Here is a 23,912-nt window from a genome sequence, read left to right as displayed (position 1 = left end):
AAACTATATTGACCTTTCATCACAATGACACCACATATCAGCTAATAATGAATTTCATAGCAGGTTTTGGCCTGTAACAGCGAAAGAGGAAAGCCTATGGCGACCGTTAAAATTGACAATAGCAATTTCGAATCCGATGTGCTGAAAGCTTCTGAGCCGGTTGTGGTGGATTTCTGGGCTGAATGGTGCGGACCTTGCAAAATGATTGCACCGGCTCTGGAAGAAATTTCAGCAGAAATGTCCGGACAGGTGAAGATCGCTAAAGTCAATATCGATGAAAATCCGGAACTGGCTGCGCAATATGGCGTACGTTCCATCCCGACATTGCTAATGTTCAAAAATGGTGAAATCGCTGCCAATATGGTTGGTGCTGCACCAAAGAGCCGTCTGGCCGACTGGATCAAAGCTTCGGCTTAATCAGATAAAGCATTATCAAAAAAGCCCCGCATGAGCGTTCATGCGGGGCTTTTTTATAAAGATCATCATTTATTGCGGCGGTGTGTTATTTGCTGCCAGCACATCGCCTGCCAGATATAGCGAGCCGCCGATCAGAATGCGCGGTGCAATCACCTCATCTTTGACTTGTTCTTTGATGGCTTTGAGCCCATCAGCAACACTTGCAACCGGCAGAGCTTCCAGACCGGCTCTGCGCGCTGCATCGGCCAGTGTTTCATGGTCAATACCGGAATCGCTGGAACTGATTGCTACCGTATAGACCTGTCTTGCCATGCCGGTGAAAGCTTCAAAATAGCCGACCGGATCTTTGGTGTTGATCATGCCGGTAATCAGATAGAGCGGACGCGGATCGCGTTCTTCAAGTTCGGCCAGAGCCTCGGCAATCACCACGCCTGCACCCGGATTATGCCCGCCATCAAGCCAGACTTCAGCCTTTTCAGGGGCAAAACGCATCAGATCGCCCTGTGTCAGGCGTTGCATGCGCGCTGGCCATGTCACAGATGTCATGGCTTTTTCAACTGCCTGATCACTTAACGCGAAACCGGCTTCGCGCACGGCTTTGATCGCTGCCGCTGCATTGGCAATCTGGTGACGGCCTGGGAGACGAGGCAGCGGCAAATCAATCAATCCGCTCTCATCCTGATAGACCATGCGGCCATGTTCCTGATAGGCGAGGAAATCCTGCCCGAAAACGCTCAGCGGACAGCGCAAACGGTCAGCAATATCAATCATCACCTGACGGGCATCATCGCTGCTCTGGAAGCCGATCACCACCGGACAACCGCGCTTGATAATACCGGCTTTTTCAGCGGCAATGATTTCGACTTTATCGCCGAGATAGGACTGGTGATCGAGCGATACCGGCATAATCAGCGATACGGCCGGTTTGGTGATGACATTGGTGGCATCAAAACGCCCGCCAAGACCAACCTCCAGAATAACTGCATCCGCCGGATGTTCAGCGAAAAGAACAAAGGTCACGGCAGTCAGAATTTCGAAAACGGTGATCATATGCTCACCATTCGCCTCTGTTACTCGCGCAACGGCATCCGACAGCGTTGCATCATCAACCAGCTGGCCGGTTTCACCTTTGCGCCCCAGACGATAGCGCTCATGCCAGTTCACCAAATGCGGGGACGTATGCACATGCACTGCCAGTCCTTCCGCTTCCAGTAAAGCGCGGGCGAAAGCGGTGGCCGAGCCTTTGCCGTTGGTGCCGGCAATATGGATGATCGGCGGCAGTTTATCCTGCGGATTGCCCAGCGCTTCCAGCAGGCGGCTGATGCGCTCAAGTGACAGATCAAAACCCTTCGGGTGTTTTTCCAGAAGGCGTTCAATACGATGTGCGGCGGTGAGATTTTGTGTCATGGCAGATCCGGGAATGCTCTATCTTTTTGCTTTTACGCGTATCTTATCCCAATCGAAGCAGGAAAAGAAATCAGTCCAGTGAACTGATTTCCCTGCGAAGGCGCTTCACACTTTTCGGGATACGCTCTGATAATCGCAGATGAACTGACCAGTTTGCAGTCTGTTTTGCAACAGGGTACTTATAAAAGAAAACGCGCCGCTGGTTTAGCGGCGCGAAAAGTCATCTTACCGGCAAAAAACTCTGCCGGTCAGGATAAATCCGTCAGGCAGAAGCTGCGCGTGCAGCATCTTCAGCAATAGCAGGTTTTACTTCGGCTGCAGGCTGCTTCATCATGATTTTCAGGATACGGGCAACGGTTTCTTTCATCTCGAGACGGGAAACCACCATATCGATCATGCCGTGATCCAGCAAATATTCCGCGCTCTGGAAGCCTTCCGGCAGCTTTTCACGGATCGTCTGTTCAATCACGCGTGCACCGGCAAAACCGATCATTGTGCCCGGTTCAGCAATATGAACATCGCCGAGCATGGCATAAGAAGCGGTTACGCCACCAAATGTCGGGTTGGTCAGTACCACGATATAAGGCAAGCCTGCTTCTTTGAGCATTTCCACGGCAACAGTTGTGCGCGGCATCTGCATCAGTGAAAGGATGCCTTCCTGCATGCGGGCACCGCCGGAAGCGGTGAACAGTACCAGCGGGCGTTTCTTCGCAATGGCTGTTTCTGCCGCTTTGATGATTGCGTCACCTGCAGCCATACCGAGGGAGCCGCCCATGAAAGCGAAGTCCTGAACGGTGGCAACAATCGGCAGATCTTCAATAGTACCCAGCGCATTGATGATGCAATCATCCTGCTGCGTGCGGTTACGATAGTCCTTCAGACGATCAACATATTTCTTTTCATCGCGGAATTTCAGCGGATCTGTTGCAACTTTAGGGTTTTCCAGAACTTCATATTTGCCTTCATCAAAGAAGAAGCGCAGGCGGTCTTTAGCCGGAATGCGCATATGATGGCCGGAAGCAGGGATCACCCACTGATTGCTTTCCAGATCTTTGTGAAACACCATTTCACCGGTTGACGGGTCCTTGATCCAGAGATTCTCCGGCATATCCCGACGCCCCAGCATGGAGTTGAGCTTCGGACGGACATAATTCGTAATCCAGTTCATATGGGCTTTCCGTTGTTCTTAATTCCTGAAGTCTTTGTGCTCTTATACCAAATTGCGCTTAAAGCGCAAAATTCAGAACACAAAGAATGCCGGATTACTCCGGCAAGCTTAATTATCTATTTTACGCTGCTTATTGGGCAGGAGCAAGGCGGGCGCTGCGAACACCGGATGCAAGCTCGCTGACAACAGCCGTTGCGGCAGCAACAGGATCACCCTGAACCTTGTCATTGGCATCCAATGTACCGGCAATAGCAGCCACGATCGCGGAGCCGACAACCACGCCGTCAGCCGATGCACCGATTGCTTTTGCCTGCTCGCCTGAACGGACACCAAAGCCAACGCAAACCGGCAAGTCTGTATGGCTCTTGATCCGTGCAACGGCTTCACTAACCTGTGCTGTATCTGCCAGCGCCGAGCCGGTAATACCGTTCATCGACACGTAATAGACAAAACCGGACGTGTTTTCGAGCACTTTCGGCAGACGCTTTTCATCTGTTGTCGGGGTAGCCAGACGAATGAAATTGATGCCGGCTTTAATGGCCGGAATGCACAGTTCATTATCCATTTCCGGTGGCAGATCGACAACGATCAGGCCGTCAATACCGGCTTCCAGCGCATCTTTGATGAAGCGCTCAACACCGTAAATATAGATCGGGTTGTAATAACCCATCAGCACGATCGGTGTTGTGTCATCGCTCACGCGAAAGTCACGCACCATCTGCAGGGCTTTCGGCAAAGTCTGGCCTGCATGCAGTGCGCGCAGGGCTGCGGCCTGAATGGCAGGGCCATCAGCCATCGGATCGGAAAACGCCATGCCGATTTCAATCACATCGGCACCGGCCTTTGGCAGGGCTTTCATGATTTCAACCGATGTTGCGTAATCAGGATCGCCGCCCATGAAATAAGTGACCAGCGCAGGGCGACCCTCAGCGCGGAGTGCCGCGAATTTCTCATCCATACGTTTTGTCATGATTACATTTCCATTCCGAGAATTTCGCCGACAGTGTGCACGTCTTTATCGCCGCGACCGGAGAGATTGACGATCATGATCTGATCCTGATCCATTTCCGGTGCCAGTTTCAGAGCCTGTGCAATCGCATGGGAAGATTCCAGTGCCGGAATAATGCCTTCCGTGCGGGTGGTGATCTGGAAAGCTTCGAGCGCTTCATCATCCATAATTGGCACGTAATTCACGCGACCGGTATCTTTCAGCCATGAATGTTCAGGACCCACACCCGGATAGTCGAGACCGGCAGAAACCGAGTGGCCTTCAAGAATCTGGCCATCTTCATTCTGCAGCAAGTAAGTGCGGTTGCCATGCAACACGCCCGGATTACCTGCGGTCATGGAAGCGCAATGCTTGTCACCATCCAGACCAAGGCCACCGGCTTCAACACCGTAGATTTTAACTGATGTGTCATCAAGGAACGGATGGAACAGGCCGATCGCATTGGAACCGCCGCCGACAGCCGCAATAATCGCATCCGGCAGACGGCCTTCACGTTCCAGCATCTGTTCACGGGCTTCGGTGCCGATCACGGCCTGAAAATCACGCACCATTTCCGGATACGGATGCGGGCCGGCCGCCGTGCCGATCAGGTAATAGGTGTCTTCTACATTGGTAACCCAGTCACGCAGGGCTTCATTCATCGCGTCTTTCAGCGTGCCGTTACCGGCGGTCACGGCATTGACCTTTGCACCGAGCAGTTTCATGCGGAACACATTCGGCTTCTGGCGTTCAACGTCGGTTGCGCCCATATAGACCACGCATGGCAGGCCAAAGCGTGCAGCAACAGTGGCCGATGCCACGCCGTGCTGACCGGCACCGGTTTCCGCGATGATGCGGGTTTTGCCCATGCGCTTGGCAAGCAGAATCTGGCCGAGGCAGTTATTGATTTTATGGCTGCCGGTATGGTTCAGGTCTTCGCGTTTGAAATAAATCTTCGCGCCGCCTTTGCCGCCCTTGGCTTGCGCCTGTTCACGCACATAACGGGTCAGGCCTTCAGCATAATAGAGTTTGGAAGGGCGACCGGCATAATGGGTGGAGAGTGCCTGCAATTCGGCTTTGAATTCCGGGTCTTCTTTGGCTGCATCATAGGCAGCCTGCAGATCAAGGATCAGCGGCATCAGGGTTTCAGCAACGAAACGCCCGCCGTAAATACCAAACATGCCGTCTTCATTCGGCCCGGTTTTGAAAGAATTGAGCTCGCTCGACATGAGATATGCTTCCGATCTTTGATTCAAATGGATGCCTATAAGGCAGTCTTATTTCGTATTGCTTGCTTCACGCACGGCTGCAAAAAACGCATCAATCAGATGCACGTCTTTTTTGCCCGGCTCGCTTTCAACACCTGATGAAATGTCGATAGCAAAGCTGCCTGTTTTGGCAAGAGCCACATTAATATTTTCTGCGTTCAGACCGCCTGAAAGCATGTAATTGCCCAGATCCTGCCGTGCTTTCAGAAGGTTCCAGTCAAAAGAGACACCATTGCCGCCCGGCAGTTCTGAACCCTTTGGTGCCTTTGCGTCAAACAGAAAACGGTCTGCAATGCCCTGATAGGGGGCAACCACATCAAAATCACTGTTTTCGCGGATGGAAAAGGCTTTCATTACCGGCAGGCCGTAGCGCTGCTTCACCTGAGCCACCCGTTCCGGTGTTTCATTACCGTGCAATTGCAGAATATCCGGCTGCAGCGCAGCGACAATTTCATCCAGTTGCGCATCATCGGCATTCACAGTCACAGCGACGATTTTGGCTTTGCCACGGGCAGCAGCGGCAAGCCTAGCTGCTTGTGCAGGCTCGAGATGACGCGGGCTTTTCGGGAAAAAGATGAAGCCGATATGGCTGGCACCGTTTTTCAGAACGGTTTCCACGGCTTCCGGCGTTTTCAGGCCGCAGATTTTAACTTCAATAGCGGAGGAGGACATTTGCTTAATTTCAGACTGTTTATTGAGTAGGTACGGAGTTTAGCGCGTAAAAAGCCATAGGGACAGCTTAATCCGTCACTGAGGCAAAGGAAACCGCATGGAGTGTACTGCCATGCCGTTTGAGCCATGCCCTTGATGTTGGTGTATCAGGGCAGAGTCTGGTGCAAAGCGCCCAGAAATCCGGCCCGTGATTCATTTCGATCAGATGGGCAACTTCATGAGCGACCAGATAATTGATTACCTCTGCCGGTGCCATCATGATGCGCCATGAGAATGCCAGATCCCCCTTCGAGGTGCAGGAGCCCCAGCGACTGGTTGTGTCTTTAAAGCGCACAGAAGTTGCCGGTTTACCGATGCGCCCCGTATGCACCAGCACCAGCCCGTTAATATCAAGCTTGGCCAGTTTTTTGAGATAGTCGGCAATGCGTCGTCCCATATGCTGGGCATCGCCATGCACGATCAGTATTGCTTGACCGTTTTCATCGCGATCCTGCCTTGTGGTGCCACGCTTTGCCGGTTCATGCACAATCCGGTGCGCAATGCCGCGAATGTGAATGATACTGCCGTCCATAAAAGGCACAGCGACGGGTACTTTGGAAATTTGTGCTTCAATCCAGCCGTGATGACGGGCAATGAACAGATCAAGCTCACGCTCCGGCAGGCGCGGCGGAACGGTAACACGGATAGCTTTGCCACCGGTTTCAATGCGCAGGGTCAGTCTTTTGGCGCGCGGATTTTCCCAAATACTCAGCGGCAGACTGCGTCCCGCAACAGGATAAGTCCGCTCGGCACGCAGTGCTTTCGGTGCAGGCTGTTTTTTCGCTGCTTTTTTTAGCGGAGGTTTGCGGAATAAAGACAGGATCATGCCGAGACTATAAGTGATTCGCTCTTAGAACTATAAGAAAGGCGCATCTGCCGATGCGCCTCTGAGATAGTGTGTAAATATGCGCGCTGGTTACAGCTCAATCACATCATCTTTTGATGTGTTTTTGCGGCGTTCAGCCATGAAGCGTTCGAATTCTTCACGGTCGCGGGCGCGGCGCAGTTCACGAATATGCGCTTCAAATTCAGAGCGGGCTTCATCAAGCTTGCGGCGTTCTTCATCAAGGCGCTTCAACTCTTCATCACGCCAGTCATCAAAGGCACTGTTGCCGGATGATTGCATGCCGCCGGTGAAGCGGGAGAAATCCTGACCTTTGCGGCGGCATTTACCAACAAATTCATCAGTCGCCTGATTGATGTCGCGTTTTACACCGGGCAGACGGTCGCCCCAGATGATATAAGCCAGCATGGCAAGACCAAGCGGCCAGAAAAAGATAAAGCCTAAGACCATCAGTGCAATTGTTGCCGGTGTCCAGGCTGGGCGGATCAATGCGGATGTGTTCATGAAATGGCTCCGTAAATCAGCTTGATGATCCGAAGTAATCACCAATCGCTAAAATACGTGGTGTGTACGGAGGCGGAATTCAAGAAAAACCCCGCAGAATCGGTGTTTTCGCGGGGTCGGCAGATCGGTTTTACCAGTGTTTCAGAACTGATTTTTAAACTTTTTCAAAGCTTTAAATTCTCAGCGGAATTTTGAAAGATATTCCGATCCGGCAACGATCAGACCGGCAATCAGCGCCCAGAAGGCCGAGCCGATGCCTAAGATTGTAATGCCGGAAGCAGTGACGGCAAAAGTGATAATTGCGGCAAAGCGCTCATGCTCGTTTTTCAAAGCGAGCGACAAGGCATTGATGAACGGGCCGATCAGCCCCAGACCGGCAATCAGCATAATTAATGCTGGCGGCAGCACCGCAAAAACCGCCACCAGTGACGCGCCGAAAATCGCAAAAATCAGATAGCACAGTGCATAAAACGGTCCGGTCAGCCAGCGTTGTTTCGGATCGGGATGTGCATCATGACCGGTACAGATTGCTGCTGAAATCGCTGCCATATTGCTGGTATGGGCACCAAAAGGTGCAGAAATCAGCGAGACAAGACCGGTTATCTGCAAGCAGGCGGCCGTTGGCGGTTCATATCCGGCAGCGCGCAGCACGGCAAAACCGGGCAGGTTCTGGGATGCCATGGTCACCAGATAAAGCGGCAGTGCCAGCCCGATCATGGCGGACAGAGAGAATTCCGGCACAATCATCGTCAGAGTGGAGAGTTCCGGTGTCGGCAGATTATCGGCACGACCGAGCAGCAGCGCAAAAATCACGCCGCCGATCAGTACACTGATGACAGCCATAGCCGGATTATACAGTCGGATAATCAGAAACAAGCCGATTAGCGGCAAGACCAGCAACGGGTCGAGCGACAGTGTTTTGGCGGCATTGATGACAAAGCTCGATAAAACACCGGCGAGCATGCCGGAGGCGATGGATGCGGGAATCCGCTCGACAAATTTTGCCACCGGTTTGATCAGGCCGGTGATGATGATCGCGACGGCCGTGACGATGAAGGCCCCGACAGCCTCCTGCATTGTAAATCCGATACTGGCGCCGATCAGCGCCAGCCCCGGTGTTGACCATGCGGTAATGATGGGGATACGGTAGCGCCAGCTGAGATAGCCGGACGAGACAGCGAGCGCGAGTGATATGGCTGTGACCCAGCTTGCTGTCTCGGCCTGCGTTGCACCAAGTGCAGTCGCTGCCGCAATAATCAGCGCTAAAGTGCCGCCAAACCCGACAAAAGCCGCGACTGCAGCCGATGCTACCACTGAAAACCGCATGATCCCCTCCCGATTATTGCAGGCTTTTTATTGTTATATTTGCGCGATCATGGCTTCCACAGTGCGTGTCAGCAAATCAAGATCCTGTGGGCGTGAGAGGCGGTGATCGCCGTCGCGGATCAGCGTCAGTGTCACATTATCAACCGGCAGATGTTCGACGAGGCGCAGCGCATGGGCATAAGGCACATCAGGGTCTTCCATGCCTTGCAGAATATGGACAGGGCAACCGGTTTCAATAATACCGTTGAGCACCTGATTGCTACGTCCGTCCTCGAGCAGGTTTTTGGTGTAGATATAAGGCTGCGGTGAATATTCTGACGGCTCTTCCATATAGCCTTGTGTTTCAAGCTGGTTTTTCTGATCTTCCGTCAGCGCTGGTTCTACCAAGGCTTGAGTAAAATCCGGAGCGGGGGCAAGCAGGATCAGACCGGCAGGCTTCTCACCGGCTTTGATGAGTTCCTGCACTATCCGCAGCGCAATCCAGCCCCCCATCGAGGAGCCGATCAGAATTTGCGGGCCGGTTGTGAAGGCGCGATAGGTGGCAAGGCTCTGTTCCAGCCAGAGCGAGATTGTACCGTCTTTGAATTCACCGCCGGATTCGCCATGGCCGGAATAGTCAAAGCGCAGCATGGAATGATTATGCGCCTCCGCCCATTGATCGAGATGCTGGGCTTTGCCGCCGAGCATGTCGGAGCAATAACCGCCGAGCCAGACAAGACCGGGGGCTTTGTCACCTTTTCTGTGACGCAAGGCGATTGATGTGCCTTTGACATCAAGAAACTGCGGGGCCTGATCGGTCATGGGGTGCTCCTGACTATGCTTATAAGTTTAGGCGTATAAATTTTGTTTGGTGGCGAAACATTGCTGTCACAAGCTATAAACTTGAAATTCTGCGAGGCAATGCTCATTTTAAAAGCAGCCACACAGATGCCGATTTGTCATCATAGTAATGAAACTGTGATGAGAAGCAGCTTTTAAGCCGGTTTTCGGGTGATTTTACTGCATTGATATTGCCCCGAGGGGGGTGATTTGCATTTCAAAAGATGCTATTGACTTTCGCGCTGCACTGCGTGCCTTAGACAGGCTGAAGATGCAGCTGCGGTATTCGTAGCCCGTATCCGGACATGAATTCACCGTATATGTTTAATAATTCGAGGAGAATACGACCATTCGCCGACCGTTCAGAGCGACGCCGGTCCAGAAAGACGGACCGCGCTCCAACCGAGATATCCGGGTACCCCGGGTTCAGCTTATTGACGCCGAAGGCCAGAACCATGGCACAGTGACGATTCAGGAAGCCATTGCACTCGCTGAAGAGGCGGGTCTGGATCTTGTTGAGATTGTTCCTAATGCGGAGCCGCCGGTCTGTAAGATCGTTGATCTTGGCAAGCTGAAATATCAAAACCAGAAAAAAGCTGCCGAAGCGCGTAAGAAGCAAAAGACGGTTGAGATCAAAGAACTCAAAATGCGTCCGAATATCGACGATCACGATTATGAAGTGAAGTTGAAGGCTGCAGGACGTTTCTTTGAAGACGGAGATAAGGTCAAAGTTACTTTGCGTTTCCGTGGCCGTGAAATGGCGCATCAGGAACTTGGCATGAAGCTGTTGCAGCGTGTTAAGGAAGATACTGCGGAAATCGCTAAGGTTGAAGCAGAGCCAAAGCTTGAAGGCCGTCAGATGATGATGGTTCTCGCACCGCGCGGATAAGCAATAACAGTTTCTGTTTTGTAAAATGAAATAGCCGCCTACGGGCGGCTTTTTATTTAGACTCTTTGGAGTTGCTTTTTACTGTATTTGTGCGTATTGAAGCGCTGTTCAAACCGACCGGCAGGGCATGCCGTGGCGGTTTTGTATGCTTTTCGGGCTTTGGTCGGCCTGAAAGTACAATCGAGTCTTTGTCTTATGCAGACAAAGCGTCTTGAAAATAAGAACCGGAGTGCAGCGCACGAGGGGGATTAAAACAAGATGCGTGGAGTATCGCAGATACGACAGGGACTAAAATTAAGGAGTAGCAAAATGCCCAAGATGAAGACCAAATCTGCTGCCAAGAAACGGTTCAAAATCACCGGTACTGGTAAAGTGATGGCTGCTGCAGCTGGCAAGCGTCACGGTATGATCAAACGTTCAAACAAGTTCATTCGCGATGCACGCGGCACCATGGTTCTCTCCGAGGCCGATGCCAAAGTTGTTGTCAAGAATTACCTGCCGAACGGCCTGTAAGCATTAGTTTAAGGATATCATACTATGGCACGTGTTAAACGCGGCGTGACAGCTCACGCAAAGCACAAAAAAGTCCTGAAGCAGGCTGAAGGTTTCCGCGGTCGTCGTAAAAATACGATCCGCACTGCTAAAGCTGCTGTCGATCGTTCGAAACAGTATGCATACCGCGATCGTAAGAACCGCAAGCGCACTTTCCGCGCTCTGTGGATTCAGCGTATCAATGCTGCTGTTCGCATGCATGGCCTGACCTATGGCCGTTTCATCGATGGTCTTGCTAAAGCGAACATCGAAGTAGACCGTAAGGTTCTGTCGGATCTGGCTATTCATGAGCCAGCAGCATTCGGCGCGCTCGTTGCATCCGCAAAGAAAGCGCTTGAATATCTGAAAGACACAACTCCAAACGCTTTTGAGTCCGCTGTCAACTAAGCCAGCCGCTCTTCCAAAGCTTTTGAAATTGTATTTGGAGAACCCGCGCTGGTGGTACTGGCGCGGGTTTTTCGTTTGAAATATCAAAGCATATCGCGAAATGTGGAAACCGGTTTTCCTGTTGCTGTATGCGAGAAAAACAGATGTTGTTGCACGGCACAATTATCAAGGATCTGAATAATGAGCGATCTTGAACAACTCGAACAGGGCATTTTGGCAGAGATTGCCGCTGCCGGTGATGAACAGGCGATTGAGGCCGTGCGTGTTGCCGTTCTCGGCAAAAAAGGTTCGGTTTCTGAAAAGCTGAAATCGCTTGGCGCAATGAGCCCTGAAGAGCGCCAGACACAGGGACCGGCCATTAATGGTCTGAAAAACCGTGTTACGGATGCGTTGACGTCACGTAAAGCCGAGCTGCGTAAAATCGCAATTGCTGAGAAACTGGAGCGCGAGAAGGTCGATGTGACCTTGCCGGTGCGCCCTTCCGCTGCATCGCGCGGTCGTATTCACCCGATTTCTCAGGTGATTGATGAGATTACGGCAATTTTTGCCGATATGGGTTTCTCTATTGCCGAAGGTTCGGACATTGAAACCGATTACTACAATTTCACGGCGCTGAACTTCCCTGAAGGTCATCCGGCGCGTGAAATGCACGATACATTCTTCTTCCAGCCGGATGAAAATGGTGAGCGCAAGCTGCTGCGCACCCATACTTCGCCGGTACAGGTACATACGATGGAGCGCTTTGCGAAACTGCGTGAAAGCCAAGGTCGCGATGAGCCGATCCGTATCGTTATTCCGGGCAAGACCTATCGTATGGATTCCGATGCCACCCACTCACCGATGTTCCATCAGGTGGAAGGTCTGGTTGTCGATAAATCCTCGAATGTTGCCAATATCAAATGGGTGCTGGAAGAGTTCTGCAAGGCGTTCTTTGAAGTGCCTTCAGTCAAGATGCGTCTGCGTCCGAGCTTCTTCCCTTTCACTGAGCCATCGATGGAAGTTGATATTCAGTGCGACCGTTCCGGCGGCAATGTGAAATTCGGCGAAGGCAATGACTGGCTGGAAATTCTCGGCTGCGGCATGGTGCATCCGAATGTACTGCGCAATGCGGGCTATGATCCGGATGTCTATCAGGGCTTTGCATGGGGCATGGGGATCGACCGTATCGCGATGCTGAAATACGGCATGCCTGATCTGCGCGCTTTCTTTGATGCGGATGTGCGCTGGCTCAATCACTATGGTTTCCGCCCGCTTGATCTGCCGACATTGTTCGGCGGTCTGAGCGCGTAAATACAGGAAGGTATAAACAGATGAAATTCACGCTTTCCTGGCTCAAGGATCACCTTGAAACCGACGCCACGCTGGAAGAAATTCTCGAAAAGCTGACAGATATCGGTCTGGAAGTGGACGGGGTTGATGACCGTGCGGCCTTCAAAACATTTAAAATTGCCAAAGTGCTGACAGCTGTTCAGCATCCGGATGCGGATAAGCTGCGCGTCCTCACCGTTGATACCGGTGAGGGTCAGCCGGTACAGGTCGTGTGCGGTGCACCGAATGCCCGCGCTGGTCTGGTGGGTGTCCTTGGCAAGCCTGGCGATTATGTGCCGGGCCTGGATGTTACTTTGTCTGTCGGCAAAATCCGCGGTGTTGAGAGCTTCGGCATGATGTGTTCCGAACGCGAGCTGGAACTGTCTGATGAGCATAACGGCATTATCGATCTGCCGGAAGATGCGCCGGTAGGCATGAGCTTTGCGACCTATATGGGCATTGATGATCCGGTCATCGAAATCGGCCTCACACCAAACCGTGCGGATTGCACCGGTGTGCACGGCATTGCCCGTGATCTGGCAGCAGCCGGTCTCGGCAAGCTGAAAGGTGATGTGATTGCGCCGGTCAAAGGTGCAGGCGCTACACCGGTTAAAGTTATTCTCGATCAGGATGTGGACAAGCCGTTCTGTAACGGTTTCTCGCTGCGTCTGGTGAAGGGCGTTAAAAACGGCCCGAGCCCGAAATGGTTGCAGCAGCGCCTCACAGCAATCGGTCTGCGCCCGATCAATGCACTGGTGGATATCACCAATTATGTGACCTTCGATTATGGCCGCCCGCTGCATGTGTTTGATGCTGCCAAAGTGCAGGGCAACCTGACTGTTCGCGCTGCCAAAGAAGGTGAAACCGTACTGGCACTCGATCAGCGCGAATATAAGTTGTCTGCAAATCATTATGTGATTGCTGATGAAAAAGGCGTGGAATCCATTGCCGGCATCATGGGCGGTGAACATTCCGGTTGCGATGAAAACACCACGGATGTGCTGATTGAATCCGCGCTCTGGGATGCGCGTATGATTGCGCGTACCGGTCGTGAGCTGGGTATCATCACCGATGCACGCTATCGTTTTGAACGCGGCGTTGATCCGGAAATGATGGAATCCGGTGTTGAACTGGCAACGAAACTGGTGCTGGATTTCTGCGGCGGTGAGCCAACCGAAACAGAAACTGTCGGCTACACACCATACAGCCCGCGCGCGATTGAATTTCCGGTATCGGAAGTCAAACGCCTGACAGGTATTGAAGTATCCTATCAGGAATCTGCGGATATTCTGGCACGCCTCGGCTTCGCGGTTGAAGGTGATGGCAAGGCTGTTTTGCAGGTCAAAGTGCCGTCATGGCGCGGCGATGTGGAAGGCAAAGCTGATCTGGTTGAAGAAGTGATGCGTATTCACGGCATCAATCAGATTGAACCGCAGCCGCTGCCGAATATGGGCAGTGTAAACACAAAAATCCTGACCACTCTGCAGATCCGTACCCGCCTTGCCAAACGTATTCTGACAACACGCGGCATGATGGAAGCGGTGACCTATTCCTTCATTTCGGAAGCACAGGCCAAAGCTTTCGGTGGTGGCAAACCGGAACTGAAACTGGCAAATCCGATTGCATCCGATATGTCGGATATGCGCCCTTCGCTGCTGCCGGGTCTGTTGTCCGCAGCCCAGCGTAATGCGGATCGCGGTTTTGCTGATCTGGCGCTGTTCGAAGTGTCGGGTACCTATGAAGGCGACAAGCCGGAAGATCAGCGTCGTGTGGCTGGCGGTATCCGTCGCGGTACAGCCGGTGTTGAAGGTGCAGGCCGCTTCTGGTCTGGCAATGCGCAAAATGTTGGCGTGTTTGATGCGAAAGCGGATGCGCTGGCGGTTCTGGAAGCCTGCGGTGCGCCGGTTGACCGTATTCAGATCGAAGCCGGTGGTCCGTCATGGTATCATCCGGGTCGTTCCGGCACGCTGAAACTCGGTCCTAAAGTGGTGCTCGGTACTTTCGGTGAGTTCCATCCGGATGCACTGGAACTGCTCGATGTTTCGGGCGCTCTGTGCGGCTTTGAAGTGTTTATCGATGCGATCCCTGAGCCAAAGCAGAAATCCGGTGCGACCAAACCTGCTCTGACACTGTCGCAGTTCCAGAGCGTGAAGCGTGACTTTGCTTTTGTTGTCGACAGCACTGTTGATGCAGCAGCGATTGTCCGTGCAGTGAATTCCGCCGAGAAGAAGCTGATTGCCGGTGCACAGGTGTTTGACATTTTCACCGGCGCATCGCTGGGTGAGGGCAAGAAGTCTGTGGCTGTGGAAGTGGTGTTGCAGCCGCTTGACCGCACTCTGACCGATGAAGATCTGGAAGGCGTAGCCAAGCGGATCGTCGAAGCTGTGACCAAACAGACCGGCGGCACATTACGCGGCTGATTTTTGCCAATATGGAAAACAAAAAACCCGCCATTCCGGCGGGTTTTTTATAATTTTGTATTTAGCCACGAAGGCCTATGCAATTGCCCCACGGATCGCGGATCTGGCACATGCGCAATCCGTCCTGAATATTTATCAGGCCGCGATAAAGAACTCCGCCGACTGACAACATATGCGCGACAGCCTTATCGAAATACTCCACCTGCCAATAGACGACAGAACCGGCAGTACCTGAGGCCACTTTTTCATCCGCAGGCACAATTTCCAGATCAACAGAACCGATTTTGAGATAGTCGAAATCAAATTCTTCCAGCCGCATTGCCACAGCCTGCGGAAAAGCCCGCTGATACCATTGCAAGGCTGTAGCAACATCACTGACATGGATGAGGACGGAGGCGATTGTCTGGTTGGTCATTGTGGTTCTATCGGCGTTCAGGATGCCACCAGTCGGGCTTCATATCTTCAAAAGACGTATATTCCGGTGCGAATTCCGGTTGATTATTATCGTCGAAACAGCCGAGCAGCAGCGCCACAACCGGTTCATCATCAATCGCTCCGACAGAGCTGCCGCAGGACGAGCAGAAGGCACGTTTGGAATAATGGGAGGAGCGATATGTGGCAGGTTCCCCGCCTTCCCCTGTCCAGCGCACTGCCTGAGCCGCAAACTCCACCCACACGGCTGTGAGCGAACCGGTATGTTGCTGGCAATTCTTGCAGCAGCAACCATGGGGCTTGAGCTTTAAGGGATCACTTTGCGCTTCAAAACGGATGGAGCCACACAGACAGCCGCCACTATAGGTTTTCATCATTTCTTCTGATGTCCCGTTTGTCAGGCCGGTACTGTTACACGCTCCGGCATGGCGCGCATAGCCATTTCAATAATGCTTTGCACAGACTCGCGGCTGCCGCCGTCACGGGCTTCATAGGACAGGCTCTGCAACATGGCATGGTAGAATTCTGCCATCTGCGTCAGGTCTGTGCCTTGCGGCAGGTCGCCGTCTTTCAGCGCGCGTTCACAGCGGGCGAAAATCCGCTCGAAAGCCGTTTGACGAATGGTTTTGAGAAATTCTTTGACCTGTTTGTTTTCCGGCTTGCACTGGATGCTGCTGACGCTGACCATGCAGCCGCCTGCAGAACAAGCATAGGTTTTATCCGCATGAGTTTCCAGCATGGCGCGGATGCCCTGCTGAATCGTCTTCGCTTTATCCAGCGCAACCAGAGGCGCTCCGCCGATTGTTGCGGTGTAATGATCCACCGCCTCACGGAAGGCCTGCTCCTTGGAGCCAAAAGCGGCATAAAAACTCGGCGGAGTAATGCCAATAGCCGCAGTAAAGTCGTTAATCTGGGCGCATTCATAGCCTTTTTCCCAGAAAACTTTCATAACTCTGTCCAGCGCATCTTCGCGATCAAAGCTGCGCGGTCTGCCGCGTAAAGCCATTTCATACCTTTCTTTAGTATGTCTTATATAATTCACTTGACCGCAGCATTCAAGTTGCTATGAATTATGTAATCATCACTACATAATGAGATTCACGATGACTGATATTTGCGATTCCGCGCTGCCTGCGGAGCGAATGACTAATATTGCTGTTAACACGATTACGCGTTCTGAAGCGCATAAACCAGCAATTCCGCTGGTTGTTTATTGCTTATCGCTGGGTGTTTTTGCTTTAACAACATCCGAACTGATGATTTCCGGTCTGTTGCCGTCGCTGCAGCAGGCCTTTGGCCGGTCCATTGCCGATATCGGCAATCTGATTTCCCTCTATGCTTTGGGTATGGTTTTTGGCGGGCCGGTGGTGACGCTGCTGTTTCTGGCTTTGCGTGTTGAACATAAAAACGGCTTGCTTGGTCTCCTGATCTTCTATGCCATTGCTCAAAGCGTTGCAGCCTCGACCTCAAGTTTTGAGGTGATGATGATTGCCCGTGTGCTCACCGGTATTGCAGCTGCGGCAGGATTTGGCCTGATGCTGGCAATCACTGCGCGTCTGGTTGCTGCCAATATGCGGGGGCGTGCCGTGTCGCTGGTGTTTGCAGGGCTGATGCTGGCGACAGCATTGGGCGTGCCACTGGCAACATGGATAGACAGCCTGTTTGGCTGGCGCGTCAGCTTCTGGCTGATTGTGCTGGTGATATTATTCTGCGCTTTGACTGTTGCGCTGAAAATTGAGAAAAGCCCTGCGGGTCACTCGGCAACATTGCAGACTGAGCTTCAGGATATGCGCAACCCTGCTCTCTGGGCAGCTTATGCCACCAGCGCATTGGCAATCGGCTCGTCCTTTGCTTTTTATAGCTATTTCTCTCCGATTATGACTGATCTGGCACAGTTTCCGGTTCATCTCATGCCGTTTCTGCTTGCCCTCTATGGAATTGCCAATATTGCAGGTAACTTTCTGAACGGTCGTTTTGCAGATCGCTATACGATGCCACTTCTGATTGGCGGTATCGCGGTGATGGTTGTTGCAATGCTGATTTTTGCGTGTTTTGCAGAATCAAAACCGGCGGCATTACTTTCTGTTGTTCTGATCGGCCTGACGGGGATTGCGCTTAATCCTCCGCTTGTTGCCCGTATCATGCGTATTGCCCATCCCGGTGCACTGGTTAATGCCATGCATGCGTCGGTGATTAATATCGGCCTGAGCTTTGGCCCCTGGGCAGGTGGTCTGGCGCTGGAAAACGGCTTCGACCTGCATGCCCCGCTCTGGGTTGGTTTTGGGATGGCGCTGGCAGCATTGCTGACACTGGCACCCCGTTCATTGCGCCGTCTGTGATGGGGGTGTGATTGAGTGACGCTGTTTCATCCGTTGAAACAGTGTCATTTTGTTTAAAGACCCGTCATGGCCAGCGAAGCATCCGTGTAGCGTTTGCCGGAGACATGATCGGGCGTGATGATCGCGCCGATCTGTTTTAGCTCCTCAGTCGAGAGATCAATCTCTGCAGCTTTGATATTCTCATCGAGACGGCTGATTTTGCGGGTACCGGGGATCGGCACAATAAATTCTGCCTGATTGAGCACCCATGCCAGCGCCAGCTGTGCCGGTGTGATCTGTTTATCGGCTGCAATTTGTTCGATCAGATCAATCTGTGCATTATTGGCAGCGAGATTTTCCGGCTGGAAACGCGGCAGGGTTTTGCGGAAATCATTCTCTGCCAGATCAGCCTGTGTGCGGACACTGCCTGCCAGCATGCCACGACCAAGCGGGCTGTAAGGCACAAAGCCGATGCCCAGCTCACGGCAGACCGGTAGCACTGTGGTTTCCGGATCGCGTACCCAGAGCGAATATTCGCTTTGCAGCGCCGCGATAGGATGTACGGCATAGGCGCGGCGCAGAGTTTCTGGCCCCGCTTCAGACAGGCCTATGGTGCGGATTTTTCCTTCAGCAATCAGGTCTTTCAATGTACCGACCACATCTTCAATCGGCACAGCCGGATCAACACGGTGCTGGTAGAACAGATCAATCACCTCAATACCAAGGCGTTGTAAGGAGGCTTCTGCCACAGCGCGGATATGATCGGGATGGCTGTTCACACCATTTGATGTGCCGCCTTCAATTTTAAAGCCGAATTTCGTGGCAATAGTCACTTTATCGCGATGCGGTTTCAGTGCCTTGCCAACCAGTTTTTCATTTTCAAAGGGGCCGTAGACTTCTGCCGTGTCAAAGAATGTCACGCCGCTGTCCACCGCATGATGCAGAGTGCGGATAGCTTCTGCCTCATCCTGCCCGCCATAGGCATGGCTCATACCCATGCAGCCAAGACCAAGTGCGGAGACCGTCAGTTCAGAGCCGAGTTTGCGCATCTTCATGGTGATTTTCCTTATTTCATCCGGTGACGAAAAGATATGTCTGTTTTGATTGTTCGATAATCCGGTTTTATTTTTACGCCCTGTTCTGTAAAACAGATCAATGAAACGCTCTCAGCTCTCCCAATTGGCGGTTTTCGCCACAGTTGCCGATCATGGCAGTTTTCGTGCGGCGGCAAAAGAACTGGCTATTGCACCCTCAGCCGTCAGTCAGGCTGTTGCCCAGCTTGAGGCTGATCTTGGCATTACGCTGCTTTCACGCACCACCCGTTCCGTGCATCTGACAGAGGCAGGACAGCGCTTGCTGGCGGAGCTTGCACCGGCGCTGGGTGGTATCAATGCCGCATTGCTGGCCGTGCAGGATATGCGTGCCAGACCTGCAGGAACTGTGCGGATCAGCACGCCGCGCTCTGCCGCCCATCTGTTTCTGGCACCGAAATTTCAGGCATTCGGTGAGGCCTTTCCAGATGTGGTGCTGGATATCCACATTGAAGATCAGTTTGTGGATATTGTCGCTGCCGGTTTTGATTCCGGTATCCGCTTGGGAGAAAGTCTTGAGAAAGATATGATTGCTGTACCGCTCGGCCAAGCCTTGCGAAGTCCGGTGGTCGGTTCTCCGGCCTATCTTGAGCGTCATGGCACACCGCTGCATCCGCAGGATCTGATGACACATCGCTGTATTCTCAAGCGGTTTTCTTCCGGCAGTCTTTATCACTGGGAGTTTGAAAAACAGGGGCACCGGCTGGATGTCAAGCTGAGCGGCCCGCTGATACTGGATGATAATCACCTGTTGTTGCAGGCGGCGCTGGATGGTGCAGGGCTGGTCTCGCTGTTGGAACCCTATGTGGAAGAATACATACAGAAAGGTGCGCTGACAGAGGTTTTGCCGGACTGGACACAGCAATTTCCGGGTATGTATATTTATTATCCGAACCGGCGTAACATGCGGCCGGCGCTTCGTGCTTTTATTGATTTTTTCAAATTATAACCGTCGGAAATCCTATGTCCCATTTGCGTTTTTCCGGACTGCCCGCACAGGAGCAGCAAGATATTTTTCTGGATATTATCCGAAACAGCCCGCTTCTGAAGGATGTGCTGAGCCGCGCACAGCAGCTGAACCTGCCGGACTGGTATATTGTATCCGGCGCGCTGTATAATCTGGTGTGGAATGTGCTGACCGGCAGGCCGGAAACCCATGCTATCAAAGATATTGACCTGTTTTATTATGATGCTTCCGACATATCCTACGAGGCAGAAGACCGGATCATCAAGACAGGTGACGGGGTGTTTTCCGCTGTGCCCTTGCCGGTGGAAATCCGCAATCAGGCGCGGGTGCATTTGTGGTATGAAAAGCATTTCGGACTGGTTTGTCCGCCTTTGCGCTCCAGTGAAAACAGCATTGACCGCTTTGCTTCGAAAACCCATGCGGTCGGCATAAGGCTTGAACAGGATGGCAGCTTGAAACTCTATGCGCCTTTCGGTCTGGATGATATTTTCTCGCTTCGGATGACACCCAATCCGGTGGCTGATAATCGTGAAACACATCATGTCAAAGGTCTGCGGGCACAGAAGAACTGGCCGGAAGTGACGGTTGTTCCGTGGCCTGAAATGACCGCACTCAATTCATAACGGAAAGGTATCCTTATGTTCCGCTGGGGTATTTTATCGACCGCCAATATTGGTATCACGCAGGTACTTCCTGCAATCGCGGCATCCGAAACCGGTGTGGTTCAGGGCATTGCCAGCCGTGATGCGGCGCGTGCCCGTGCTGTGGCCGACCGGTTCAACGCACCTTTGAGCTTCGGCTCCTATGAAGAATTACTGGCAAGCGATCAGATTGACGGCGTTTATATTCCGCTGCCGACATCGCAGCATATTGAATGGTCGTTGAAAGCGGCAGAGGCGGGCAAACATGTGCTCTGTGAAAAGCCAATCGCTTTGAAGGCGGAGGAGATTGACCGTCTGATCGCTGCGCGTGATCGCCATCAGGTGGTGATTTCAGAAGCTTTCATGGTCTATTATCATCCGCAATGGGCAAAGGTGCGTGAACTGATCTCCTCCGGCCAGATCGGCCGTTTGCGCATGGTACAGGGTTGCTTCACATATTTTAATAATGATCCGGCGAATATGCGCAATCAGGTTGCGCTTGGCGGCGGTGCCTTGCCGGATATCGGGGTCTATCCGACTGTGGCGACGCGTATGGTGACAGGGCAGGAACCGCAGGAGATTTTTGCCCGTATTGAACGCGATCCGGATTTCGGCACCGACCGTTATGCAACTGTGCTGGCGCGCTTTGCGGATTTTGATCTGAGTTTTTATGTGGCGACGCAGCTATCTGGGCGTCAGCAGATGGTTTTCCATGGTGATCAGGGGATGATTACGGTTCATGCACCGTTTAACGCCGGAAAATACGATCATGCACGGGTCACATGGCATGACAGTTCACACACTGCTTCACAGGAATGGACTTTTTCCAATATAAACCAATATAGCCTGCAGGCAGATGCTTTTGTGCGCTTTGCCCGCGGAGAGAAAGAAGTGCTTTTCAGTCTTGAAAACTCAAAAGCCAACCAACATGTTATTGACAGGATTTATGCAGCAGCCGAAAAGCAGTGACATAAAGCGCATCCTAAAAAGCGGAAACCGGTTTTTGGATAAGATGTGCGGCATGCTTCGTGCTGTAATAATTTTTTAAATTCTGAAAAAACCGTCAAAATCGCTCAAAACAGATAAAAAACGCATCAAAATGCGGGATTTTTGTCGCAACCGCGGGCTTGTGGCTTGCAGTGAAAATCCCCCCTTCTTATATACCCCTCGACTCGTGGCGATCAGGCGTTTAAAAGCCGGTTCGTTTTGTCAAAAACCCGATAGGGGCTGCCACATGGAATGCTCGGCAGAGGTCCCGGCAGTTCGCTGAATGGAGAAGAATAAATATGGCTAAAGTAATTGGTATCGATCTGGGAACGACCAACTCCTGCGTCGCCGTTATGGACGGTAAGACTGCGAAGGTCATTGAGAATGCTGAAGGTGCACGTACAACGCCTTCGATTATTGCTTTTACCGATGGTGACGAACGTCTCGCTGGCCAGCCTGCGAAACGTCAGGCTGTTACCAATCCGGAAGGCACATTGTTTGCTGTTAAGCGCCTGATCGGCCGCCGCTTTGATGATCCGATGGTCACCAAAGACAAAGATCTCGTACCGTACAAGATCGTTAAGGGCGACAATGGCGATGCATGGGTAGAAACCCATGGCAAGAAATATTCGCCTTCGCAGGTATCCGCGATGATCCTTCAGAAGATGAAGGAAACCGCTGAATCCTATCTCGGTGAAAATGTAACACAGGCTGTTATTACAGTTCCTGCTTACTTCAACGATGCTCAGCGTCAGGCAACCAAAGATGCCGGTAAGATTGCCGGTCTGGAAGTTCTGCGTATCATCAACGAACCGACCGCTGCGGCTCTGGCCTATGGTCTTGATAAGAGCGAAGCCAAAACCATTGCTGTTTACGACCTTGGTGGTGGTACATTCGACGTGTCCATCCTCGAAATCGGCGATGGCGTGTTCGAAGTTAAGTCCACCAATGGTGACACTTTCCTCGGCGGTGAAGACTTTGACATGCGTCTGGTTGAATATCTGGCAGCAGAATTCAAAAAAGAGCAGGGCATTGATCTGAAGAACGACAAGCTGGCTCTGCAGCGCCTCAAGGAAGCTGCTGAAAAAGCGAAGATCGAACTGTCTTCTGCTCAGCAGACCGAAATCAACCTGCCGTTCATTACCGCTGATGCAACCGGTCCTAAGCACCTTGCCATCAAACTTTCGCGTGCGAAGTTTGAAAGCCTGGTGGATGATCTGGTTCAGCGCACCATTGAACCATGTAAAGCTGCGCTGCGCGACGCTGGCCTCAAAGCCGGTGAAATCAGTGAAGTTGTGCTGGTCGGTGGTATGACCCGTATGCCGAAAATTCAGGAAGTTGTTAAAGCTTTCTTCGGCAAGGAACCGCATAAGGGTGTGAACCCTGATGAAGTGGTTGCGATGGGTGCTGCTATTCAGGCCGGTGTTCTGCAGGGTGACGTTAAAGACGTTCTGCTGCTCGACGTAACACCGCTGTCGCTCGGTATTGAAACACTTGGTGGTGTGTTCACCCGTCTGATCGACCGTAACACAACCATTCCGACCAAGAAATCGCAGACCTTCTCGACCGCTGAAGATAATCAGTCGGCTGTGACGATCCGCGTTTCGCAGGGCGAGCGTGAAATGGCTGCAGACAACAAGATGCTCGGCCAGTTTGATCTGGTTGGCATTCCGCCTGCACCACGCGGCGTACCGCAGATTGAAGTGACTTTTGACATCGACGCGAACGGTATTGTGAACGTGACCGCGAAAGATAAAGGCACCGGTAAAGAACATCAGATCCGTATTCAGGCATCCGGCGGTCTGTCCGATGCTGATATTGAGAAGATGATCAAAGATGCGGAAGCCAATGCGGATGCCGATAAGGCACGCCGTGAAGCTGTGGAAGCCAAGAACCAGGCTGAAGCTCTGATCCACTCGACCGAGAAGTCGCTGAAAGACTATGGCGATAAAGTTTCCGGTGATGACAAGGCTGCGATCGAAACAGCTCTTGCTGCACTGAAAACCGCTGTTGAAGGCGATGATGCGGAAGACATCAAAGCGAAAACACAGACCCTTGCTGAAGCTTCCATGAAGCTTGGTCAGGCTATGTATGAATCAGCACAGGCTGAAGAAGGTGGCGATGAAGCCGCTGATGCCCGCGCTGATAAGGACGATGTTGTTGACGCCGATTTCGAAGAAATCGACGAAGACAAAAAGAAATCCTGATTTATCAGGTTGAAAGGCAAAGCCCGGCTTAGTGCCGGGCTTTTGTCCATTCAGTTGCCTGCGGTTTTGCATGTCTTTCACGGCAAAATGCAAAATTCAGGGCATATGAATTTACCCGTCTCTGGACATCGGTTTGCGGTGTCACCACATAAACCGGACGGGATGAACAGGTCAGCGCCGGATATTGGTTTGTTAAAAACTAGAGCATGTCTCCCAAAAGTGGGTACCGGTTTTGGGTTTAAGACATGCGTAAAACAAACC

General features: G+C 52.2%; 24 protein-coding genes. 11 read left to right on the top strand and 13 right to left on the bottom strand.

The genetic code is table 11. The features are described from left to right. The first annotated feature begins 96 nt into the window (after positions 1-96). Positions 97-417 (top strand): thioredoxin, encoded by a 321-nt coding sequence (gene trxA, locus F7P81_RS05670; RefSeq protein ID WP_151158825.1) that lies wholly within the window; start codon positions 97-99, stop codon positions 415-417. A 69-nt stretch (positions 418-486) separates the two neighbouring features. On the opposite strand, the gene F7P81_RS05665 is transcribed toward trxA, so the two are convergent. The 9 genes from F7P81_RS05665 to F7P81_RS05625 all read right to left on the bottom strand — a co-directional run bounded on the left by F7P81_RS05665 (position 487) and on the right by F7P81_RS05625 (position 9,434). After that, on the bottom strand, positions 487-1,824 hold the full coding sequence (locus tag F7P81_RS05665) for a bifunctional folylpolyglutamate synthase/dihydrofolate synthase (RefSeq protein WP_151158824.1): 1,338 nt from the start codon (positions 1,822-1,824) through the stop codon (positions 487-489). Positions 1,825-2,086: 262 nt separating this feature from the next. Next, on the bottom strand, positions 2,087-2,992 hold the full coding sequence (accD, locus tag F7P81_RS05660; RefSeq protein ID WP_151158823.1) for an acetyl-CoA carboxylase, carboxyltransferase subunit beta: 906 nt from the start codon (positions 2,990-2,992) through the stop codon (positions 2,087-2,089). A 130-nt stretch (positions 2,993-3,122) separates the two neighbouring features. Continuing rightward, a complete protein-coding gene (gene trpA, locus F7P81_RS05655; RefSeq protein ID WP_151158822.1) occupies positions 3,123-3,962 on the bottom strand; it encodes a tryptophan synthase subunit alpha in 840 nt (279 codons plus the stop codon). Positions 3,963-3,964: 2 nt separating this feature from the next. Beyond that, on the bottom strand, positions 3,965-5,209 hold the full coding sequence (gene trpB, locus F7P81_RS05650; RefSeq protein ID WP_022709381.1) for a tryptophan synthase subunit beta: 1,245 nt from the start codon (positions 5,207-5,209) through the stop codon (positions 3,965-3,967). Positions 5,210-5,257: 48 nt separating this feature from the next. Then, on the bottom strand, positions 5,258-5,920 hold the full coding sequence (locus F7P81_RS05645) for a phosphoribosylanthranilate isomerase (RefSeq protein WP_151158821.1): 663 nt from the start codon (positions 5,918-5,920) through the stop codon (positions 5,258-5,260). A 67-nt stretch (positions 5,921-5,987) separates the two neighbouring features. Further along, positions 5,988-6,785 carry a M48 family metallopeptidase gene (locus tag F7P81_RS05640; RefSeq protein WP_151158820.1) on the bottom strand — a complete coding sequence of 266 codons (798 nt, stop codon included), beginning with the start codon at positions 6,783-6,785 and terminating at the stop codon, positions 5,988-5,990. A 90-nt stretch (positions 6,786-6,875) separates the two neighbouring features. Next, complete coding sequence (locus tag F7P81_RS05635) at positions 6,876-7,307, bottom strand: DUF2852 domain-containing protein (protein ID WP_151158819.1); 432 nt, start codon at positions 7,305-7,307, stop codon at positions 6,876-6,878. A gap of 180 nt (positions 7,308-7,487) precedes the next feature. After that, positions 7,488-8,633: a benzoate/H(+) symporter BenE family transporter gene (locus F7P81_RS05630; protein WP_151158818.1), complete on the bottom strand. Its 1,146-nt coding sequence runs from the start codon at positions 8,631-8,633 to the stop codon at positions 7,488-7,490. Between the two features lie 33 nt (positions 8,634-8,666). Next, positions 8,667-9,434, bottom strand: a complete 768-nt coding sequence (locus F7P81_RS05625) for an alpha/beta hydrolase (RefSeq protein WP_151158817.1) — start codon at positions 9,432-9,434, stop codon at positions 8,667-8,669. Positions 9,435-9,801: 367 nt separating this feature from the next. Between F7P81_RS05625 and infC the strand changes: the two genes are divergently transcribed. From infC to pheT, 5 genes are all read left to right on the top strand, one after another. Next, a complete protein-coding gene (gene infC, locus F7P81_RS05620) occupies positions 9,802-10,341 on the top strand; it encodes a translation initiation factor IF-3 (RefSeq protein ID WP_075653946.1) in 540 nt (179 codons plus the stop codon). Positions 10,342-10,650: 309 nt separating this feature from the next. After that, complete coding sequence (gene rpmI / locus F7P81_RS05615; protein ID WP_028233248.1) at positions 10,651-10,854, top strand: 50S ribosomal protein L35; 204 nt, start codon at positions 10,651-10,653, stop codon at positions 10,852-10,854. A 24-nt stretch (positions 10,855-10,878) separates the two neighbouring features. Beyond that, positions 10,879-11,280 (top strand): 50S ribosomal protein L20, encoded by a 402-nt coding sequence (rplT, locus tag F7P81_RS05610; protein WP_022709387.1) that lies wholly within the window; start codon positions 10,879-10,881, stop codon positions 11,278-11,280. A 180-nt stretch (positions 11,281-11,460) separates the two neighbouring features. Beyond that, positions 11,461-12,570 (top strand): phenylalanine--tRNA ligase subunit alpha, encoded by a 1,110-nt coding sequence (gene pheS, locus F7P81_RS05605; protein ID WP_075653947.1) that lies wholly within the window; start codon positions 11,461-11,463, stop codon positions 12,568-12,570. A gap of 20 nt (positions 12,571-12,590) precedes the next feature. Continuing rightward, a complete protein-coding gene (gene pheT / locus F7P81_RS05600; protein ID WP_151158816.1) occupies positions 12,591-15,008 on the top strand; it encodes a phenylalanine--tRNA ligase subunit beta in 2,418 nt (805 codons plus the stop codon). 61 nt (positions 15,009-15,069) lie between these two features. Here pheT and F7P81_RS05595 read toward each other — a convergent pair whose 3' ends face one another. From F7P81_RS05595 to F7P81_RS05585, 3 genes are read right to left on the bottom strand one after another with little or no spacing between them, the layout of a single operon-like run. After that, the gene (locus tag F7P81_RS05595; protein ID WP_151158815.1) at positions 15,070-15,423 is read right to left on the bottom strand and encodes a VOC family protein; all 354 of its coding nucleotides are present in this window, start codon (positions 15,421-15,423) and stop codon (positions 15,070-15,072) included. 7 nt (positions 15,424-15,430) lie between these two features. After that, a complete protein-coding gene (locus tag F7P81_RS05590) occupies positions 15,431-15,817 on the bottom strand; it encodes a GFA family protein (RefSeq protein ID WP_151158814.1) in 387 nt (128 codons plus the stop codon). Between the two features lie 20 nt (positions 15,818-15,837). Then, positions 15,838-16,446 carry a TetR/AcrR family transcriptional regulator gene (locus tag F7P81_RS05585; protein WP_151158813.1) on the bottom strand — a complete coding sequence of 203 codons (609 nt, stop codon included), beginning with the start codon at positions 16,444-16,446 and terminating at the stop codon, positions 15,838-15,840. A 136-nt stretch (positions 16,447-16,582) separates the two neighbouring features. Between F7P81_RS05585 and F7P81_RS05580 the strand changes: the two genes are divergently transcribed. Further along, positions 16,583-17,779 (top strand): MFS transporter, encoded by a 1,197-nt coding sequence (locus F7P81_RS05580; protein ID WP_246176036.1) that lies wholly within the window; start codon positions 16,583-16,585, stop codon positions 17,777-17,779. A 53-nt stretch (positions 17,780-17,832) separates the two neighbouring features. Here the strand turns inward: F7P81_RS05580 and F7P81_RS05575 are convergent, their stop codons facing one another. Beyond that, the gene (locus F7P81_RS05575) at positions 17,833-18,813 is read right to left on the bottom strand and encodes an aldo/keto reductase (protein WP_151158811.1); all 981 of its coding nucleotides are present in this window, start codon (positions 18,811-18,813) and stop codon (positions 17,833-17,835) included. A gap of 100 nt (positions 18,814-18,913) precedes the next feature. Between F7P81_RS05575 and F7P81_RS05570 the strand changes: the two genes are divergently transcribed. The 4 genes from F7P81_RS05570 to dnaK all read left to right on the top strand — a co-directional run bounded on the left by F7P81_RS05570 (position 18,914) and on the right by dnaK (position 23,651). Beyond that, positions 18,914-19,798 carry a LysR family transcriptional regulator gene (locus tag F7P81_RS05570; RefSeq protein ID WP_151158810.1) on the top strand — a complete coding sequence of 295 codons (885 nt, stop codon included), beginning with the start codon at positions 18,914-18,916 and terminating at the stop codon, positions 19,796-19,798. Between the two features lie 14 nt (positions 19,799-19,812). Then, positions 19,813-20,439 (top strand): nucleotidyltransferase family protein, encoded by a 627-nt coding sequence (locus F7P81_RS05565; RefSeq protein ID WP_151158809.1) that lies wholly within the window; start codon positions 19,813-19,815, stop codon positions 20,437-20,439. A gap of 15 nt (positions 20,440-20,454) precedes the next feature. Next, the gene (locus tag F7P81_RS05560; RefSeq protein WP_151158808.1) at positions 20,455-21,426 is read left to right on the top strand and encodes a Gfo/Idh/MocA family protein; all 972 of its coding nucleotides are present in this window, start codon (positions 20,455-20,457) and stop codon (positions 21,424-21,426) included. 317 nt (positions 21,427-21,743) lie between these two features. Beyond that, on the top strand, positions 21,744-23,651 hold the full coding sequence (gene dnaK / locus F7P81_RS05555) for a molecular chaperone DnaK (protein WP_151158807.1): 1,908 nt from the start codon (positions 21,744-21,746) through the stop codon (positions 23,649-23,651). Positions 23,652-23,912 lie beyond the last annotated feature (261 nt).

Origin of the sequence: Pseudochrobactrum saccharolyticum (assembly GCF_008801715.1) — a bacterium.
Classification (GTDB): Bacteria; Pseudomonadota; Alphaproteobacteria; order Rhizobiales; family Rhizobiaceae; genus Pseudochrobactrum; species Pseudochrobactrum saccharolyticum.
Note: the sequence above shows the minus strand (reverse complement) of the source record. Positions and strands in the feature narration are given on the sequence as shown.